General features: G+C 52.3%; 16 protein-coding genes and 1 pseudogene. 12 read left to right on the top strand and 5 right to left on the bottom strand.

Annotation, left to right across the window (positions count from 1 at the left end):
- Positions 1 to 66 precede the first annotated feature (66 nt).
- Positions 67 to 1,191, top strand: coding sequence for a GNAT family N-acetyltransferase (locus GW590_RS15960; protein ID WP_169404050.1), 1,125 nt, complete (start codon positions 67 to 69; stop codon positions 1,189 to 1,191).
- A 12-nt stretch (positions 1,192 to 1,203) separates the two neighbouring features.
- On the opposite strand, the gene GW590_RS15955 is transcribed toward GW590_RS15960, so the two are convergent.
- Both GW590_RS15955 and GW590_RS15950 read right to left on the bottom strand, forming a co-directional pair.
- Positions 1,204 to 3,036, bottom strand: a complete 1,833-nt coding sequence (locus GW590_RS15955; protein WP_169404049.1) for an ABC transporter ATP-binding protein — start codon at positions 3,034 to 3,036, stop codon at positions 1,204 to 1,206.
- A gap of 199 nt (positions 3,037 to 3,235) precedes the next feature.
- Complete coding sequence (locus GW590_RS15950; RefSeq protein ID WP_169404048.1) at positions 3,236 to 4,741, bottom strand: MDR family MFS transporter; 1,506 nt, start codon at positions 4,739 to 4,741, stop codon at positions 3,236 to 3,238.
- 86 nt (positions 4,742 to 4,827) lie between these two features.
- On the opposite strand from GW590_RS15950, the gene GW590_RS15945 reads away from it, so the two are divergent.
- The 5 genes and pseudogenes from GW590_RS15945 to cytX all read left to right on the top strand — a co-directional run bounded on the left by GW590_RS15945 (position 4,828) and on the right by cytX (position 8,447).
- Complete coding sequence (locus tag GW590_RS15945; RefSeq protein WP_169404047.1) at positions 4,828 to 5,547, top strand: TetR/AcrR family transcriptional regulator; 720 nt, start codon at positions 4,828 to 4,830, stop codon at positions 5,545 to 5,547.
- A 354-nt stretch (positions 5,548 to 5,901) separates the two neighbouring features.
- Positions 5,902 to 6,423, top strand: a complete 522-nt coding sequence (locus tag GW590_RS15940) for a hypothetical protein (RefSeq protein WP_169404046.1) — start codon at positions 5,902 to 5,904, stop codon at positions 6,421 to 6,423.
- Between the two features lies 1 nt (position 6,424).
- Positions 6,425 to 6,928 carry a hypothetical protein gene (locus tag GW590_RS15935; RefSeq protein ID WP_235955965.1) on the top strand — a complete coding sequence of 168 codons (504 nt, stop codon included), beginning with the start codon at positions 6,425 to 6,427 and terminating at the stop codon, positions 6,926 to 6,928.
- Positions 6,927 to 7,028, top strand: a pseudogene (locus GW590_RS24400) (type VI secretion system tube protein Hcp); the annotation flags it as partial. The gene GW590_RS15935 and the pseudogene GW590_RS24400, both read left to right, overlap by 2 nt.
- A 147-nt stretch (positions 7,029 to 7,175) precedes the next feature.
- Positions 7,176 to 8,447: a putative hydroxymethylpyrimidine transporter CytX gene (cytX, locus tag GW590_RS15930; RefSeq protein WP_169404045.1), complete on the top strand. Its 1,272-nt coding sequence runs from the start codon at positions 7,176 to 7,178 to the stop codon at positions 8,445 to 8,447.
- Between the two features lie 8 nt (positions 8,448 to 8,455).
- On the opposite strand, the gene GW590_RS15925 is transcribed toward cytX, so the two are convergent.
- Positions 8,456 to 9,118 (bottom strand): GntR family transcriptional regulator, encoded by a 663-nt coding sequence (locus GW590_RS15925; protein WP_169404044.1) that lies wholly within the window; start codon positions 9,116 to 9,118, stop codon positions 8,456 to 8,458.
- A 160-nt stretch (positions 9,119 to 9,278) separates the two neighbouring features.
- Here GW590_RS15925 and GW590_RS15920 point away from each other — a divergent pair, with 160 nt between their 5' ends.
- Positions 9,279 to 10,214: a ketopantoate reductase family protein gene (locus GW590_RS15920; RefSeq protein WP_169404043.1), complete on the top strand. Its 936-nt coding sequence runs from the start codon at positions 9,279 to 9,281 to the stop codon at positions 10,212 to 10,214.
- 204 nt (positions 10,215 to 10,418) lie between these two features.
- Here the strand turns inward: GW590_RS15920 and mqo are convergent, their stop codons facing one another.
- Positions 10,419 to 12,023: a malate dehydrogenase (quinone) gene (mqo, locus tag GW590_RS15915; RefSeq protein WP_169404193.1), complete on the bottom strand. Its 1,605-nt coding sequence runs from the start codon at positions 12,021 to 12,023 to the stop codon at positions 10,419 to 10,421.
- A gap of 670 nt (positions 12,024 to 12,693) precedes the next feature.
- On the opposite strand from mqo, the gene GW590_RS15910 reads away from it, so the two are divergent.
- Positions 12,694 to 13,440 (top strand): flagellar brake protein, encoded by a 747-nt coding sequence (locus GW590_RS15910; RefSeq protein ID WP_169404042.1) that lies wholly within the window; start codon positions 12,694 to 12,696, stop codon positions 13,438 to 13,440.
- A 71-nt stretch (positions 13,441 to 13,511) separates the two neighbouring features.
- On the opposite strand, the gene GW590_RS15905 is transcribed toward GW590_RS15910, so the two are convergent.
- The gene (locus tag GW590_RS15905) at positions 13,512 to 14,270 is read right to left on the bottom strand and encodes an SDR family NAD(P)-dependent oxidoreductase (protein ID WP_169404041.1); all 759 of its coding nucleotides are present in this window, start codon (positions 14,268 to 14,270) and stop codon (positions 13,512 to 13,514) included.
- A gap of 138 nt (positions 14,271 to 14,408) precedes the next feature.
- On the opposite strand from GW590_RS15905, the gene GW590_RS15900 reads away from it, so the two are divergent.
- The 4 genes from GW590_RS15900 (at position 14,409) to GW590_RS15885 (ending at position 18,942) form a co-directional block, all read left to right on the top strand.
- On the top strand, positions 14,409 to 15,308 hold the full coding sequence (locus GW590_RS15900) for a LysR family transcriptional regulator (protein ID WP_169404040.1): 900 nt from the start codon (positions 14,409 to 14,411) through the stop codon (positions 15,306 to 15,308).
- A gap of 99 nt (positions 15,309 to 15,407) precedes the next feature.
- Positions 15,408 to 16,427 (top strand): inner membrane protein YhjD, encoded by a 1,020-nt coding sequence (yhjD, locus tag GW590_RS15895; protein ID WP_169404039.1) that lies wholly within the window; start codon positions 15,408 to 15,410, stop codon positions 16,425 to 16,427.
- Between the two features lie 362 nt (positions 16,428 to 16,789).
- Positions 16,790 to 18,112, top strand: coding sequence for an MFS transporter (locus GW590_RS15890; RefSeq protein ID WP_169404038.1), 1,323 nt, complete (start codon positions 16,790 to 16,792; stop codon positions 18,110 to 18,112).
- 59 nt (positions 18,113 to 18,171) lie between these two features.
- A complete protein-coding gene (locus tag GW590_RS15885) occupies positions 18,172 to 18,942 on the top strand; it encodes a CDP-diacylglycerol diphosphatase (RefSeq protein WP_169404037.1) in 771 nt (256 codons plus the stop codon).
- Positions 18,943 to 18,993 lie beyond the last annotated feature (51 nt).

Raw genomic sequence — 18,993 nt, 5'->3', positions numbered from 1 at the left:
TTTTAATTTGCCCCACAAATGTCATTATCAGCCTGATACCCTTTTGCTATCGTTCGGGGACAAGCTATGTCGTTAACCTCACTTGCGCATCTCGGCGAGTTATCCGCCGGGCAGTGGGATGCGTTGGTTCCTGCCGGACAACCCTTCCTGCGTCACGCCTTTCTGAGTGCGCTGGAAGACAGCGGCACGCTCGGCCCACACTCTGGCTGGCAGAGTGAACACCTGCTGTGGCGCGATACCCAGGGCACCTTACTGGCAGCGATCCCCGGCTATCGCAAATCCCATTCCTACGGTGAATATGTTTTTGACCATGCCTGGGCTGACGCCTGCTATCGGGCGGGCATTGACTATTATCCCAAATGGCTGGGCGCGGCCCCCTTTAGCCCGGTAGGTGGGCGGCGACTGCTGGGCGATCCCCAGGCCGCAGGTCAGTTATTACAGGCACTGCCGGATTATCTTGAACAACACGACCTATCCGGCGCTCATATCAATTTCACCGACGACCGCGATAACCAACTGCTGGCTGAAACCTCGCCGTGGCTGCATCGCCTCGGCTGCCAGTATCATTGGCATAATCGTGGCTATCGCGATTTTCAGGATTTCCTCGATACCTTGACCTCGCGCAAGCGCAAGCAGATGCGCAAAGAGCGTGAGCAGGTGGCGGCGCAAGGCTTTGATTTTGTCTGGTACCACGGCGGCCAGATCAGCGAAGCGCAATGGGACTTTATTTATGCCTGCTATGCCAATACCTATCAGGTCCGCGGCCGCATGCCCTATCTGACCCGCCCGTTCTTTAGCCTGCTGGCCGAACGCATGCCCGAAGATATCCGCGTGGTGATGGCGCTACAGCAAGGACAGCCGGTAGCGATGGCGTTAAGTCTGGTCAGCGGTGATACCTTCTACGGACGTTATTGGGGATGCCTGGCCGAATTTGATCGGCTGCATTTTGAGACCTGTTTTTATCAGGGCATGGATTACGCCATCGCCCATGGGCTGACACGCTTTGATGCCGGTGCCCAGGGCGAGCATAAACTGATCCGCGGTTTTGAGCCGGTGCTGACCGATTCCTGGCACTATTTACGCCATCCTGGGCTGCGCAGCGCGGTGGCGAACTTTCTCGAACAGGAAAGGGCCGGGGTGCGCGCCTGGGCATCTGAAGCCCGCGACGCGCTGCCCTACCGCCAGGCGTAGCGCCAAGGCCCATCAATCCATGCCGACAAAACCCCCGGTCTGATGCTGCCACAGACGGGCATAAAGCCCCTGTTTTGCCAGCAGTTGCGCATGGCTACCAATCTCGACAATATTGCCCTGGTCCAGCACCACCAGGCGGTCCATTTTGGCAATGGTCGATAAACGGTGGGCAATGGCGATCACCGTTTTATGGGTCATCAGGGTTTCCAGGCTCTCCTGAATCGCCGCCTCGACCTCGGAATCCAGCGCCGACGTGGCCTCGTCCATAATCAGGATCGGCGCATTCTTCAGCAGTACCCGGGCAATGGCAATACGCTGGCGTTGACCGCCAGAAAGCTTGACGCCGCGCTCACCGACGTGGGCATCCAGCCCCATCCGCCCCTGAGGATCGGAAAGCAGTGGGATAAATTCGTCGGCGCGAGCCTGACGAATAGCGCGTACCAACTCCTCGTCGCTGGCACCCGGTTTGCCATACAACAGGTTGTCACGTATTGAGCGATGCAGCAGCGAGGTATCCTGGGTGATCATGCCAATTTGCGCGCGCAGGCTCTCCTGAGTAACCTGGGCGATATCCTGGTTATCAATCAGAATACGACCACCGTCGAGGTCATACAGCCGCAACAGCAGATTGACCAACGTTGACTTACCGGCACCGGAAGGACCGATCAGGCCAATTTTTTCACCGGGACGGATCGCCAGTTCAAGATGATTAATTACGCTGCGGCTTTTGCCATAGTTAAAATTCACCTGCTCAAAATGAATCGCGCCTTCACTGACCCGCAAGGCGGGTGCCTGCGCTTTATCGGTAACACTATTGGGCTGAGTAATGGTTTGCAGGCCGTCTTGCACCATGCCGATATTTTCAAAAATGCCGTTAACCACCCACATGATCCAGCCCGACATATTGACAATGCGGATCACCAACCCGGTGGCCAGCGCAATCGCCCCGACGCTAATCAGCGACCCGGTCCACAGCCAGAGCGCCAGGCCGGTAGTGGCCACAATCAGCAGGCCGTTAAGCGTGGTGATCGCCACATCCATACTGGTCACCAGGCGGCCGGCCAGCTGGGTTTTTTCCGTCTGCTCGCCGATTGCCTGACGTGCATATTGCTGTTCAAGATCGGTATGGGCAAAAAGTTTAAGGGTGGTGATATTGGTGTAGCCATCAACAATACAGCCCATCAGGCGAGAGCGTGCCTCCGAAGAGATCACCGACCGGGCCTTGACGCGCGGAACGAAATACCACAGACACAGGCTATAGAGCACAATCCAGGTAATCAGCGGGATCATCAAATGCCAGTCCGCTTCGGCAAATAGCACCAGTGCACTGGCGGCATAGATCACCACATGCCAGATGGCATCCACCGCCTGCACGGCGGAATCCCGCAGCGAGTTACCGGTTTGCATAATGCGCTGCGCAATGCGTCCGGCGAAATCATTCTGAAAGAAACTCAGGCTCTGACGCAGCACGGTATTGTGGTTTTGCCAGCGGATCATACTGGTCATGCCGGGGCTGATGGTCTGATGCACCAACAAATCGTGCAACCCGATAAATACCGGGCGCAGGATCAGCGCCACCACGGCCATCCACAGTAATTCCGCGGCATGATCGCCAAAGAAATGGGCAGTGGGCGTCTCGCGAGTCAAATCGATAATGCGGCTAAGGTAACTAAACAGCGACACCTCAATCAGCGAACCGATCAGCCCGACCACCAGCAGCGCGGCAAAGCTCGGCCACACCTGGCGCAGATAATAGAAGTAGAAAGGCCAAACCTTGTCGGGAGCCGCGCCGGCAGGCGGCGCTTTAAAGACATCAATCAACCGTTCAAAACGACGGTACAACATACCAGCCTCTCAAATCCTGGTGGCAACGCGGCGAGGGGCCACCCCGTTCCATGCAAGAAAACAGCGTAAAACAGACAGCTTAGTGCATTTTGATGAATGTTTTTGGCTGGATATATTTGAACTATCAATTCAACACAGGGCGTTTCCGGCAATAGCGCCCGCGAAGGGCGCAGGCTTTGCGTTGAGCGCAGCCGCTTAATTACTCTCTGCGCAGCGGCTGGTCCTTAATAAATAACGCCAGCAAAAAGGCAATCACCATGACACCGGCAGCAATCTGGTAAACGCTATGTATCGCGCCGCCAAACGCCTGCAAATAGTCGATGCGTATTTCATCGGGCAACTGACGAATACTGTCCGCCCCCATTGCCCGAGGCAAGGCGGTGCCTTCCGGTATCAAGGCCATTAAACGGCCCTGTAGCGAGTGGGTAAAGATCGCGCCAAACGCCGCGACGCCAATCGAGCCGCCAATTGAACGAAACAGCGTGGTGCTGGAAGTGGCTACGCCAATTTGCCGGGGTTCAACGCTATTTTGTGCCGCCAGCACCAGCACCTGCATCACCATGCCTAACCCGCTGCCAAGCAGTCCGACATAGAGATAGAGGGTATGTACCGGCGTGGCATTTTTCAGTGTTCCCAGCAGCACCATAGCCGTGAGTGCCAACAGCGTGCCGGCAATGGGAAAGAAGCGGTATTTGCCAACTTTGCTGATAATCCGACCGCTGATAATGGAGGTAATCAACAATCCGCCCATTAACGGCAGCAGTTGCATCCCCGCCTCTGACGGCGTCGAGCCTTTGACCACCTGCAAATAAAGCGGCAAAAAGGTCATCGACCCCAGCAGCGCCATACCGAGAATAAAGCTGATCAGGCAACCGAGCACAAAGGTTCGCTGCCGAAACAGCATCAGCGGAATAATGGGTTCTATCGCCAACCGTTCTTCATAGATAAACCCGCCCAGACACACCAGACCAAAGGCCAGAATGCACCACAACTGCCCGGAATCCCAGGGCATTACCGTGCCGCCTTCGCTGGTAAACAGAATAACGCAGGTCAGCGCTGCCGCCAGGTATATCGCCCCGAGATAGTCGATTTCACGACGAATTCTCGCGATATGTGGCTGAAAAACCGCGCCGATCACCAGCAGCGCAAACAGACCAAGGGGCAAGTTGATATAAAAAATCCAGCGCCAGGAAAAGTGCTGCACCAGAAAACCGCCAATTAGCGGCCCCACTACCGTGGCCAGGCCAAATACGCCGCCAAATAGTCCCTGATACCGCCCGCGATCCGCCGGGGGAATAACATCGGCAATCGCCGCCATGGTCACCACCAACAGCCCACCACCGCCCAAGCCTTGCAATGCGCGCATCAGGATCAGTTGAGTCATATTTTGCGCCAGCCCACACAGCGCCGACCCCAGCAGAAAGATAACGATGGCAATTTGCAGCACCCGTTTGCGACCAAATAAATCACCAAATTTGCCGTATAGCGGCACCACAATGGTGGACGACAGCAGGTAGGCGGTGACCACCCAGGAGAGTTGTTCCAGGCCCCCCAGCTCGCCGACAATGGTTGGCAAGGCGGTAGAGACAATGGTCTGATCGAGCGCGGCAAGCAGCATCACCAGCAGGAGTGCCGAAAACAGTAAGCGGATCGATGGCGCAGCTTGCTGCTCAGGTTCAGCAGGCAGTGGAGTAGAAGATGTCATGGTTGACCTGAACGACCTTGATATTAATTAACAAGGTAATTAATATAGGGGGTAATTTCACGTTGGGTCAATGGATATGATGGATCATGGTGAGTAAAAAATCTGAAAAGGCCCTTGTGCCCAAGCCACAAGCACCGCATGACTCGGCAAATCTGCCGCGCCGACCGGGCCGACCGGCGGGTGCGGCCAAAGGAACCGAACGCCGTACCCTGTTGCTTGATACCGCGCTGGCGCTTTTTGCCCGCTGGGGCATTGCCGATACGCCGTTAACCATGATTGCCCGCGAAGCCGGGGTTACCCCAGCAATGTTGCATTACTATTTTAATACCCGCGAACAACTGCTCGATGTGCTGATTGAGGAACGCTTTTTGCCGATCCGCGCCTCTTTCCGCAACCTGTTTAACGACCAGGCAGACGATCCGGTTGCGGCGCTCACCGCCCTGGCAAAACATTTTATCGATATCTCAGTCGCCCATGACTGGTTTGCCCCGCTGTGGATCCGCGAAATCATCAGCGAAAGCGGCATGTTGAAACAGCGGATGGAAGCACGTTATGGCGATAGTCAACGCAATGAATCTCTGCGTAGTCTGTTACGCTGGCAGCAAGAGGGCAAACTGAATGCCGATCTTGATCCCGAGTTGATTTTTATTTCGCTATTCGGCTTAACCTTTCTGCCCATTGCCGCCGCCAAGCGACGTCACCATGCTCATGTCAGCCCTTTTAATAGCGAGCAATTAGCCAAACATGTTGTTGCCCTTTTGCTGCACGGTATAAGCCCGTTGCCCGAACAGCAAACTGGCCAATAAGAGATCGCAGAGGGTTATATTTACGGCTAAGATAAGCCGTAAATATAAGTAATAACGCCGAACACTAAATAAAATATATAATTTAATTTGTATTAATAGCTGCATTAAATTAATTAAAAAATAAATTCTCATTGCGCAACCATAGATACATGCTTTATATTCCCCAAGCCGTTCCATAGCCATAAATTAAACCCAATCCCGGTTTACCGGCCTGAATTTAATATATTTAAAGAACCACAAGTGCGTTACAAAAAGAGAATAAATCACCTCATTAAATTTAATAGAAGGAATATTTAATGGTGCATATCTACGGCAACGAATGGTCACTTCGGGCGATACTATCCTGGTGGTAAGATGAAAAAAAATATTTTCTGTATTATGGCCGCAGTCCTTACTTTCTCTTATAGCACATTGGCAGCCAACGCCCCTCCCTTGACAGCAAAACAGTTTATTGACTCCGTAAAAAAGGAGGGGGCACAAAAGGTTATTGCCGGAATTCCCGATGCAGATAACGGGGAATGGGATTACATCATGCACAATATCACCAACGGTAACGATGATTGGTTAAAGGCTGTGCCCTGGGTATCCGGCACAAACTCTGAGGCGTGGCACGAAGACATAATCAGCGCACTGGCGGGGGCTATTCCAGCCAATGTCGAAGGGGTTATGTCAGTTATTAAGTCAGGTGATATTACTCCCTCTATCAATCAGGTATGCTCAATGCCTATTTATAATAAAAACATACCCCAACTAAACGAATATTTTGTTCAGGCGGTTCAGGCCCTCTATAAAAGCCACAATCCCAAGGCAAAAAAGTGTCTTGAACAATTGGTAAAAACCGTAGGTCAAGCTGGTCCATTCAAGGAGGTGGATTAATTTGAAAAAAATAATCCTTCTTTATTGCCTGCTCTCTTCATGGGCTTATGCCGTTCCTCAGCCGCCCTCGTCAGCACAGTTAGTCACACAGATACAAAAAAATGGCGCAAAATCCGTTATTGCCAAACTTTACACTGATGATGAAAAAGAATGGCTGTATGTATTGGAAAAAATAGAAAAAGGTAACGATGATTGGTTGAAAATTGCCTCTCTGCTGGCTCCAGGTAGTGATGCTGATTCAGCGGAATCACTCGCAACAGCGGTCGCAATGGCGATCCCCCATAACCCATCCGGTGTACTGGCGATTCTCAATCACGAGAATATCTTGCCCTTAAGCACCGACGTGGTATGTGCTCTGCCTTTTTATAGCATTACTCGGCCACAGTTCAATCAATATATTGTTGACTCTATTCAGGCGCTTTATAAGGTAGCTGCCAGCAAGTCATGTATCGATACCATGGTAAATACCCTCGGTCGCTCAAATGGATTTAAAGAGGATAATTAATATGGAAGCCATCGAGTTAAGCTACGAAAAGATCACCTGGCACTATCTGGATGGTAATATCAAGCATGCAGATAGCTGGCAAGCGCGCCAGACAGCCTGAGAGCTGGCGGGCATTAAGCTGTTATCTCGCCCGCCAGTTGCCATTTATCTCCCCCTGCCCCGCTATGACTAAAAAATGCGCCATTTATCACCTTGATGCACAGAGTATGATATAAACAGCGCTCTATTTGCTTATGATATTAACCACATGAAAAACAATAGCATTTATACCCCGGATCGCCCGGTCACTCCCCAACAGCGCGTGTTGGGCTGGCGTGACCTGTTTTCACTCTGGTTCTCTTTGGGTATGGGCTTAATGGTGCTACAGGCGGGTGCCATTCTGGCTCCCGGCCTCGGTATGGCCGGCTCGCTACTGGCCATTTTTATTGGCACGCTGGTTGGCGTCGTGCTATTGGCGCTGGTGGGAGTGATTGGCGGGCAAACCGGTCTGTCATCCATGTCATCTTTAACCCTTAGCCTGGGTAAAAAGGGCATTGCCTTACCGGCTCTGTTTAATATTTTACAACTGATTGGCTGGGGCGCCTTTGAGATCGTGGTAATGCGCGACGCGGCCACGCTGCTGGCAAAGCAGGCGTGGGGTGCACAGAGTCCCTGGGCCAACCCGACGTTGTGGACCTGGGTGTTTGGTTTTCTGGCGACCCTGCTGGCAGTATGCGGTCCGCTGGCTTTTATTCGCGTGGTATTGCGCCGCTGGGGCATTTGGCTGCTGATCGCCAGCTGTGCCTGGCTGACGATCAATCTGTTGCAACATAGCTCGCTAACCGAGTTATGGCACAAAGCCGGCGATGGCAGTATGCCCTTTGCCCTGGCCTGCGATATTGTCGTCTCGATGGCGCTGTCATGGTTGCCGCTGGTGGCCGATTACACCCGCTTTGGTAAAACGTCGCGCCAGAATTTCCTCGGTACTGCCTGCGGTTTTTTTGTTGGCAGTTTGTGGATGATGGCATTAGGTGCCGCCTATACCCTGGCCTTTGTCAGCTCGCAAGACAGTAATGCGCTGCTGCTGGCCCTTTCTGGTGTGGCGCTGGGTATTCCGCTGTTGCTAATTCTGGTGGATGAGCACGAGAATACCTTTGCCGATATTCACTCTGCGGCCCTGTCTACTGGCGCGCTGTTACCGATGGATATTGGTAAACTCAGCTGGGCTATCGGCCTGCTCTGTACGCTGATTGCCTGGGGCATTCCCCTCGACCGCTATGAGAATTTCCTGCTGCTGATTGGTTCGGTCTTTGCGCCGCTGTTTGGTGTGGTATTAACGGACTATTTTGTGCTGCGTCGCCGTCAGACGGTGGAGAAAAACCTCAAAGCACCTGCGCTGGCGGCCTGGGTGATCGGTATTGCCACCTACCATCTGGTCGCCCATTTCTATCCCGACTTAGGAGCGACGCTGCCCTCTCTGCTGATTGCCGCCCTGTGCTGTGCACTGTTTACCCGTCTGCCAGCACGCAGCGGAAAATAGCGACCGGATTATTTCCCTGACGATTGCAGCACCGCTTGCCGCGCGTTGGTCATATGCCAACGCGCGGCTTTTTCGGCTGCCTCGCCATCGCGGGCGACAATGGCTTGATACAGGGATTCGATCTCTTGCAGGCTTTCGGCCAGGCGATCGGCGGGTACCTGCAAGTTGACCGGCAGTAGATTAAGCCGCAAGTGCAGGCCAGTCAGCGATTCGTTCAGCAACTGATTGTCACAGCGCGCCAGCATAAGGCGATATAACGCCTTTTCCGCAGGCAAATAGCCCGCATGATCCTGCGCCACAGCGGCGGCATGCAGTTGCGCTACCGCGGCAGCAAACTCGGCAAGTTCCTCTGTGCTGGCAGATTGCGAAAACTCGCGAGCAATAAAACCTTCGAGCAGTCCACGCAGGGCCAAGAGATCGGCCGCTTCTTTTACTGACAGGCTGGCGACCATCGGACCTTTATTGGCCACGATGGTCACCAGCTTTTCGGCCTCGAGCTTGCGTAACGCCTCGCGGATCGAGGTACGGCTAACGCCAAGTGAGGCGCATAGCTCCCGTTCAATTAGCCGCTCACCCGGTGCAAAACGGCCATCAATAATCGCTTGTCGCAACACATTTTCTACCTGAAAACGCAGGGTTTCAGGTCGCACCAGGCTCATATCAGCCGCCATTATTGTCTTCCTGTCTGACAAATTAACCTGCCTGCTATCATAGCCATCCGGCCAGTGAAAAGCGATGAAAGCAACGGTTACGATCTGCCGCTTGACGACTGCAACACTATCGCCCATGTTGGAAATCGCTTTATTCTCAATCATCAACAAGGAACTCAGCATGCGTATTCTGGTCGTGGGAGCCGGGGCAACCGGAGGATACTTTGGTGGCCGTCTGGCGCAGGCAGGGAGAGATGTCACCTTCCTGGTGCGTGAAAAACGCGCGCAAGCGCTGAAAAAAACCGGTCTGTATTTACACACTGCCGAGGGTATCAGCAAGGTAGAACCCAAATTGCTGGTGGCAGCCGATTTAAAGGAAAGCTTTGACCTGATTATTCTGACGGTAAAAGGCTTTTCGCTGACGGCGGTATTGGACGAATTTGCGCCCGCCGTCGGTGAACAGACGCTGATTTTACCGGTGCTCAACGGCATGCGCCATCTACAGATCATTGAAGACCGCTTCGGTAAACAGGCCGTGATCGGCGGCTTATGCCGCATCAATGCTACCCTGGATGCGGAAGGTCAGGTTCATCAAATGACCCCGCTGCACCAGTTAACCTACGGGGAAGTCAGCGGCGAGCGCAGTGCACGCATTATCAAGCTGGATGAGACCTTGCAGCATGCCGGCTTTGAAGCCCGCCTGTCAGACGATATCATCAGCGAAATGTGGGAAAAATGGCTGTTTTTATCCAGCCTTGGCGGGATCACCTGCCTGATGCGCGGGAACATTGGTCAGGTGGCGCAGGCCCCGGGTGGTGAAGGTTTTGCCAAAGCCTTTATTCAGGAAGTACTCTCGGCGATCGTCGCCGGTGGCTATCAGGAGCGTCCGCAGGCCACGGCTCATGCCATCAAAGAGCTAACCAATAAAGCGTCGGTTCAGACCTCGTCGATGTATCGCGATATGATGCAAGGTTTTGCGGTCGAGGCCGAGCAGATCCTCGGTGACCTGGTGACCCTCTCGGCAAATGCCGGGCTAAGTACACCGCTGATTGACGCCGCCTTTACCCATATGTCGGTCTATCAGCAACAGCGGGAAAAAACATTGGCGGGGCAATAAACGAGCCAAAAAAACCGGAGCATCAGGCTCCGGTCAGACTGCTGACAAAGCTCGTTTTTAGGGAGAGTACACCGTTGGGGTCGTAGCAGGCTTGCCCGCCGGAGCGCCCCTGGGTGTGCTATGCCCGGGTATCTCGATCTTCAAGACCACTTTGTCACCAAACTCACCGGAGCATCAGGCTCCGGTTTTATCCATACGATGATGTTACGAAGCCAGCTCTTGCGGTTGCTCGTCGGCATCATGATTATTCACCACCGGTTGTACGCTGGTTAAGGATTTCACCTGCGGCGTTTCCAGTTGCAGGATACGGCTGGTGCGATCCAGTTCGCGTTCGGACAGCTCAACGTTGTCGTTCATACTTTGCCCGTAAGTCGGCAGCATCTCTTTCAGTTTTTTCTGCCAGGCCGCTGACGCCATTTTATCCTTAAACACCTGATCCATCAGTTCCAGCATAATGGATGCGGCGGTAGAAGCCCCCGGCGAAGCCCCCAACAAGGCAGCAATAGTGCCATCCTGCGAAGTCACCACTTCGGTCCCCATACGCAGTACGCCGCCCTGTCTGGCGTCTTTCTCAATAATCTGTACGCGCTGACCGGCAACCATGCGCCGCCAGTCTTTTTGGCTGGCATCGGGGAAATACTCACACAGTGCGCCATAACGCGCGTCTTCGTTGAGCAGCACCTGATTGATCAGATATTTGACCAGGTCAAAGTTATCCAGGCCTACCCGCAGCATCGGCAGAATATTGTGTTTATTGATGGTGCCAAACAGGTCCCACAGCGAACCGTTTTTCAGGAACTTACTGGAGAAGGTGGCGAAAGGTCCGAACAACAACACTTTCTTGCCGTCAATAACCCGGGTATCGAGATGCGGTACCGACATCGGCGGAGAACCGACCGCTGCTTTGCCATAGACTTTCGCCTGATGACGTTTGACGATCTCCGGATTATCCGTGACCAGGAATTCGCCCCCGACCGGGAAGCCGCCGTAACGATCAGCTTCCGGAATACCCGATTTCTGCAGCAGCGTTAACGAGGCACCACCAGCACCAATAAAGATAAAGCGAGTTTTAACGCTGACTTCATGGCTGTTTTTACTGAGATCGCTAAAGATAACGGTCCAGGTACCATCGGCATTGCGATTGATATTTTTTACTTCATGGCCGAGATGCAGATTGAAATTTGCCTTTTTCTCCAGCGAGGCCACCAACTGCTGGGTGATGGCACCAAAATTCACATCGGTGCCAGTGGCAATGCGGGTCGCGGCGATCTTCTGTTTGGCATCGCGTCCTTCCAGCACCAGAGGGATCCATTTCTCAATCTGTGCCGGATCTTCCGAGTATTCCATACCACGAAACAGCGTGCTTTGTTGCAGCGCGGCATAGCGTTTGCGCAGAAACTCGACGTTAGTATCGCCCCACACAAAACTCATATGCGGCACACTGTTGATAAAGGTGCGCGGTTCCCCCAACACGTTTTTTTCAACCTGATAGGACCAGAACTGGCGCGAAATCTGGAAAGCTTCGTTAATCTCCACCGCTTTGCTGATATCAATGGAGCCGTCGGCTTTTTCCGGGGTGTAGTTCATCTCTGCCAGCGCGGAATGCCCGGTGCCAGCATTATTCCAGCCATTAGAGCTTTCATCGGCGACGCTAGCCAGTCGTTCATACATATGAATCGACCAGTCAGGCTCCAGTTCCTGGAGATAAGTACCTAATGTGGCGCTCATAATACCGCCGCCAATCAGGACCACATCAACGATTTTTTCTTCCGCCGCTGCCGCGTGGTTAGCCAACGCCATCAGGCCCATAACACCCGGCGCACTGGAGAGTCGATTTTTCATGTTTTACTTCTCACTTATTAGTTAAAGCAGGTGAAAAACCCTACATCCTTGAGACCAAGGCGGCTTTATCTCGCAATACGTGGGTATACAAAAGCGGCCTGACGTTTTCCACACTAACCGAAAGGTTATTTTTAACAAAACACACCAATTTATGTAACCAACATAACATTACTGCTACGTCTGCGATAATAAATTTAATTATTCAAATATTACGATAATGGCACAGTTATGAGAAAAAATTAACCAGCTTTTCGGGTAAAAAACCGCAGCAATCAGCATAAAAGTTCGCAAAAAATTGAATTCAAAGATGAAATAATTCCCCGAACTGGTCAATAAATATCCGGACTATCCACAGACGGCGGCCAAGAGAGATGAACAGAAAGCGCACAGAATGATTAAGAAAACTCGACAGCCAGACGGCAGTGAGAGGTCAGCCCATAAAATCGGCAACAAAAAGTAAGGTGTTACTCACTAATGTGGTTTGGCGCGCATTTTTTTGCGTAACAAATAACCACAATTTTATGTAAAGATTTCGTCAGCTCAACCGATAACCATAATTAATGCTCTGTCGAAGCCAACAGTTCTATCGCGCGAAACACACCGGGCAATCAGAAAAATAACAATCGGGGAACGGCGGGTGAGTGAAAAAAATAAAGAACAGTTTATTAAACGCAATAAACTAGGGATCCTCTCGGTACTTCGCGATCTCAAGAAAAACAATACCTTGATAATGATAAACCACGCCCGAGGGCAGTTTATCAGCCGCATCCTGGAAGTCGATTCCGATAGCAATCAGATGTTATTTGATCTCGGCGGCGTCGAGTATGAGAACAAATTGGCCCTGGAGGCGCAAAGCCTGAATTTTATTGCCGAACCAGCCGGTGCCAAAGTTGAATTCAGCTGTGGCCGTATCACCGAAACGCTCTTCGAGTCCTTGCCGACTTTCAGCTGCGAAATCCCGGCCGAACTCTACTTTATCCAGCGTCGTGAATATTTCCGCGTCAATATTCCTTTGCATGCCGCCTATACCTGTCAGGGGAAATTCGACGATGAAAACAATTTTGACCTGAAATTAAAGGATATTTCCCTCGGCGGTCTAGGCCTGCACGTCGATCATCCGATGTCACTGCCCATTGAGCGCGGGGCGACGATCCACAATGTCACCATCGACATGATTGAGTTCGGTTCTTTTGTGTTGGACATTGAATTCATTAGTGCCTTTGAGCGGCCGACAATCAACAACAAGGGAGAAACGGTACTTCAGCAGCGATTGAGCTTTAAGTTCCCGCATCTGTCCGCTACGCAGGAACGAGATTTACAGCGTGCCATTTTTGAACTGGAAAAAATGCAGCATGAAAAGGCGCGGCGTTTTCAGGAAGATTAACAACGCGACGCCTCCAAGGCTGCCAGAAAGTGCAGAGCTCTCGGCTGGCAAGCAGCCAGCCGATATCGCAGTTACAGGAACATGCCCCCTGATGCTTCAATGCGCTGACCGGTGGCCCAGCCGCTCTGATCACTAAGCAGCATAGCGATCATCGCACCAATATCGTCCGGCAGACCTACGCGACCCAGGGCAGTGTTCTCGGCGATCTGCTGATTAACCTGCGGGTTGTCGCGTACTGTTCCGCCACCAAAATCGGTTTCAATGGCCCCCGGAGCCAGGATATTTACCGTGATACCGCGCGCGCCCAGCTCTTTCGCCTGATAACGTGTCAGCACTTCCATACCGCCTTTCATGGTGGCATAGGCGGCATAACCCGGCAGAGAAAACCGCGTCAATCCTGAAGAAACATTTAATACCCGTCCTCCGTCAGCAATCAGCGGCAGCAGTTTTTGCGTCAGGAAAAACGGTGCTTTTAAATGGATGTTCATCAGTAAATCAAACTGCGCTTCGCTGGTGTCGGCAAAGGCCGCGTAAATCCCGATCCCCGCATTATTGACCAAAAAATTAAACGACTGCCGTTGCCAGACTTTTTCGAGCTGCACTTTTATCTCGGCAACAAAACGGTCAAAGCTCTGGCTGTCGGCAACATCCAGCTGCAAGGCCACGGCTTTTGCCCCTTTGGCGGTAATTTCACGCACCACCGACTCAGCCTCTTCACGCTGACTGTGATAAGTCAAAATGACATCAATACCTTGTTCTGCCAGCTTTAATACCGCGCTTTTACCTAATCCGCGGCTTCCTCCGGTCACTAAAGCGATTTTTTTGTTCATTTTAAGACTCCAGGCTGATGATGTTATGTAATAAAGGACAAAAACTACTCTATTAGACACAATGAAAATAATAAATAGTCTAAAATGAGTTTCACTGTCTCGGTTTAAACAACAATATCGACTTTCAGCGGGGAAAATGTGGATAAAATTCAATCAATGCAGGTTTTTGTCCGTGTGGCAGAACTGAACAACTTTACCCGAGCAGCAGAAAGTCTCGGCTTGCCCAAGGGCAGCGTGTCGCGTCTGGTACAGCAACTTGAAACCCGAATGGCCACCCGGCTGTTACATCGCTCCACCCGGCGGGTGCAGCTTACCCAGGACGGCCAGGTGTTTTACGAGCGCTGCAAAGAGCTGCTGGCCAATATGGACGAGCTGGAGTCAATGTTTCAGTCTAACCCGGCGATGATCAGCGGCCGTCTGAGGGTGGATATGCCGTTGACTATGGCAACTCACCTGGTGTTGCCCCGTTTGACAGAGTTTCTTAATCGCTACCCGGCGCTGGAAATTGAGCTAAGCAGCACCGACCACCGGGTCGACGTGGTACGTGAAGGTTTTGACTGCGTGATCCGCGTTGGGCATTTAAAAGATTCAGGGCTGATCGCCCGCCCTCTGGGACACCTTAGCGTGCTTAACTGCGCCAGCCCTGGCTATCTGGAACGTTACGGCACGCCGGATCATCCCGACCAGTTATCCCAGCATGCGATGGTGAATTACGATCACGCCCTCGGCAACCGCAGCAACGATTTTCTCTACCTGGATGGCAAGGAGCTAAAAACGGTAAAAAGTGGCGGCTCTATTACGGTTAATAGCACCGAAACTTACGCCGTCGCCTGTGTGGCCGGTCTGGGGATTATTCAGGTACCCATTCTAGGTATTGGTACCTATCTGACCAGCGGGCAACTGGTGAGTATTCTGCCAAAATTCCGCGCACCGCCTATGCCGGTCAGTCTGGTTTACCCGCACCGCCGACATGTCTCCCGGCGGGTAAAAATTTTTATGGATTGGCTCTCTGATATTATGCAGGGCTTTGTTGTATAGCGAATTTATCATGAGTCAAGCTTCGCTGGCGGGTCAAAAAACGGATGATGACTATACTTATGGCTGGAACCTGAATATTGCTAAGGACTGAGTGGATTAATGCCATTACCCGCAGATGATAAAAAAACACCGCAAGAGCAGGATACACCGCTGATTACCCTTAAAACCGGCAATCAAAAAATGGATGCCACCCTGTCGGGATTTTCCCGGGTGCTAAGCCGCATCCAGGCCTGGCACTGGGTGGCGCATCTGCTGCGCGCCACCGATCGTTTTAACGATCGTCTGGGCAGCCAGTTTGGTGCCGCCATCACCTATTTTTCCTTTCTGTCGTTGATCCCGATTTTGATGGTCTCCTTTGCCGCCGTCGGTTTTGTGCTGGCTTCCAACCCCGACCTGTTGGCCAAACTGATCAATAAAATCGTCAACAGCATCAGCGACCCCAATCTGGCCAATACCTTAAAAAGTACGGTGAATACCGCCATTGAGCAAAGAACCGCCGTAGGCCTATCGGGGCTGTTGATCGCGCTCTATTCCGGCATCAGCTGGATGGGTAATCTACGTGAAGCTATTCGCGCGCAGTCGCGAGATGTCTGGGAACGCAATCCGCAGGATCGGGAAAAAATTTATACCCGTTACCTGCGCGATTTTATTTCGTTAACCGGCCTGGTGCTGGCGCTGATAATCACTCTGTCATTAACCTCGATTGCCGGTTCGGCGCAGAAAAGTATTGTCGATGCCCTCGGCCTTGGCGGCATTGAGTGGCTGCGCCCGGTGATGACCATTATTACGCTGGCGATCTCCGTAGCGGCCAATTACCTGTTATTTCTGTGGATTTTCTGGATACTGCCGCGCCATAAGCCAAAGAAGAAGGCGCTGCTGCGCGGCACCTTGATCGCCGCCATTGGCTTTGAAGTGATTAAATTTGTCATGACCATGATGTTGCCGCGTCTGGCAAGTTCCCCCTCCGGTGCTGCTTTTGGTTCAGTGATTGGCTTGATGGCCTTCTTTTATTTCTTTGCCCGGCTGACGCTGTTTTGCGCCGCCTGGATCGCCACGGCGCGTTATCACGGTGACACCCCGGTGTCAGAGCCAGAACAGGCGACTGGCTCTAAACAATAGGCTGACTTCTGACGACACAATCAGTCCCTTCATGCCAGACAGGCCCGTCTGTCTGGCATATAATGCTAGCTTCGACAGAAAAAAGCAGTGTAAAGCTCCAATAAATAACCATGGCGATCGGCAAAACCAGAATAACTCACTACTCTGCGCACTTTTCTTTCACTCTTTTCCAGAATGTTACTCTGAAAATATATCATTCGACAAACTTATCACTGCCAGCTGATAACTTTGTGGGTAAATCTGCCATATCAGCCGAAAACTCTGTTTTTATCCCCCTGCATCCGGTTGAAACTGCCTATTGCAGTGCTTAAGATGTTTTTTTTATCAAATCAATTTACATAAAAAACAAATAAGAAACACTTATGCAAGCCATCATCGCTCCAGAACTCGAGGCTGACGCCGAACTCGTTAGCCAAAACTCGCGCGGCAAAGTTATTGTTGCTTCTCTGATCGGCACCGCCATCGAATTTTTTGATTTTTATATCTATGCTACGGCGGCAGTCATTGTTTTCCCGCACATCTTCTTTCCACAGGGCGATCCAACGGCAGCCACGCTGCAGTCACTGGCCACCTTTGCCATCGCCTTTGTCGCCCGCCCGATAGGTTCTGCATTGTTTGGTCACTTTGGTGACCGTGTGGGCCGTAAAGTCACGCTGGTTGCCTCGCTGCTGACCATGGGTATTTCCACTGTGGTGATTGGCCTGTTACCTACCTATGCCACCCTGGGAGTATTCGCCCCGATGCTGCTGGCCCTCGCCCGTTTTGGTCAGGGTCTTGGCCTGGGCGGAGAATGGGGAGGCGCGGCGCTGTTGGCGACCGAAAACGCACCACCGAAAAAACGCGCCCTGTACGGCTCTTTTCCACAGCTTGGCGCACCCATTGGTTTCTTCTTTGCCAACGGCATGTTCCTGCTGCTCTCCTGGCTGCTGACCGACCAGCAGTTTATCGACTGGGGATGGCGTGTCCCTTTCCTGTTGTCTGCCGTGCTGGTGCTGATTGGTCTCTACGTCCGTGTTTCACTGCATGAAACCCCGGTATTTGCCAAAATCGCCAAAGCGGGCAAACAGGTAAAAGTGCCGATCGGTCGTCTGTTTAGCAAACACCTGAAAGCCACTCTGTTGGGCACCTTTATCATGGTGGCCACCTACACGCTGTTCTACATTATGACCGTTTACTCGCTGACCTACGGCACCACGCCAAAACCCGCCGGTTTGGGCATTGCCCGCAACGATTTTCTGCTGATGCTGATGCTTGGCGTAATAGGTTTTGGCGTGATGGTGCCAATCGCCGGTCAACTGGCCGACCGTTTTGGCCGTCGCAAAACCATGATCACCATTACCCTGCTGATTATTCTGTTTGCTCTGACATTCCCGTCAATCATCAGCGGCGGTTCCATTGGTATGGTGATGCTATTTTTGCTGTGTGGCTTTAGCGTGATGGGCCTGACCTTCGGCCCCATGGGTGCACTGCTCCCCGAGCTGTTCCCGACGGAAGTTCGCTATACCGGCGCGTCATTCTCCTATAATGTGTCTTCAATATTGGGCGCTTCCGTGGCACCTTATATTGCAACCTGGCTGGCAACCCACTACGGGCTGTTTTATGTCGGTGTTTATCTGGCGTCAATGGCAACCCTGACCCTGATTGCTCTGCTGTTGACCAAAGAGACCCGCCACCAGTCACTCTGATTATTTCGCCCGGCATCGTCTCTTGTGTCGATGCCGGACTTTATCAAAGAGACTTCTGTATGCGTTTAAAACCTCGCCTGCTATTGCCACTGCTTGTCGTCCTGCTGGTCATTCTTGCCGTGGCTTATTATGTCTGGCCTCATTCCGGTAACCCCAGTGCGTTATGGAACATCGTCAGCCAGAAGTGCCTGCCTAATCAACGTACTCATGGGCAACCGGCACCTTGCACGCAGGTAGATGAACAACAGGGCTTTGTGGTACTAAAAGATATTAATGGCCCCTTGCAGTTCTTGCTGATGCCCACCGCGCGTATTACCGGTATCGAAAGCCCGCTGCTGCTGGAAGACATTACGCCAAATTTCTTTGCCGAGGCCTGGCAGGCGCGACGTTTTATGGCCGCCAAATATGGCAAACCTATTGATGACAGTAATATTTCTTTGGCGATCAATTCAGAGTATGGCCGCAGCCAAAATCAGCTACATATCCATATTTCCTGCCTGTTGCCGCAGGTCAAAACCCAGTTGAGCCAGAATGTCAGCCAGTTTGGCTATCGCTGGCAAGCGCTGCCGGACAAGCTGATAGGCCACACTTATCTGGCACGCAAAGTCACCGCCGCCGAGTTGGGCGAGAAAGGGGCATTTCGCCTGCTGGCAGAGGGGGTACCGCAGGCGCGTCAGCAGATGGGACACTATGGGATAGCCATGGTCAGCCTGAATGGCGGCGATTTCCTGCTGCTGGCCACGCAGCGCGATCTGTTGCAGCTTAACCAGGCGTCGGCAGAAGAGATACAGGATCACCAATGCCAGTTGCTTAATCCTTTACCGCAATAAATGTTGCCGTCGTTTCCCTGCGCGGGTCTTAGCCAGGGAAACGACGCGGCT

It is taken from the genome of Rouxiella aceris (assembly GCF_012933545.1).
GTDB classification, from domain to species: domain Bacteria; phylum Pseudomonadota; class Gammaproteobacteria; order Enterobacterales; family Enterobacteriaceae; genus Rouxiella; species Rouxiella aceris.
This window is presented reverse-complemented; position numbering and strand designations above follow the sequence as displayed.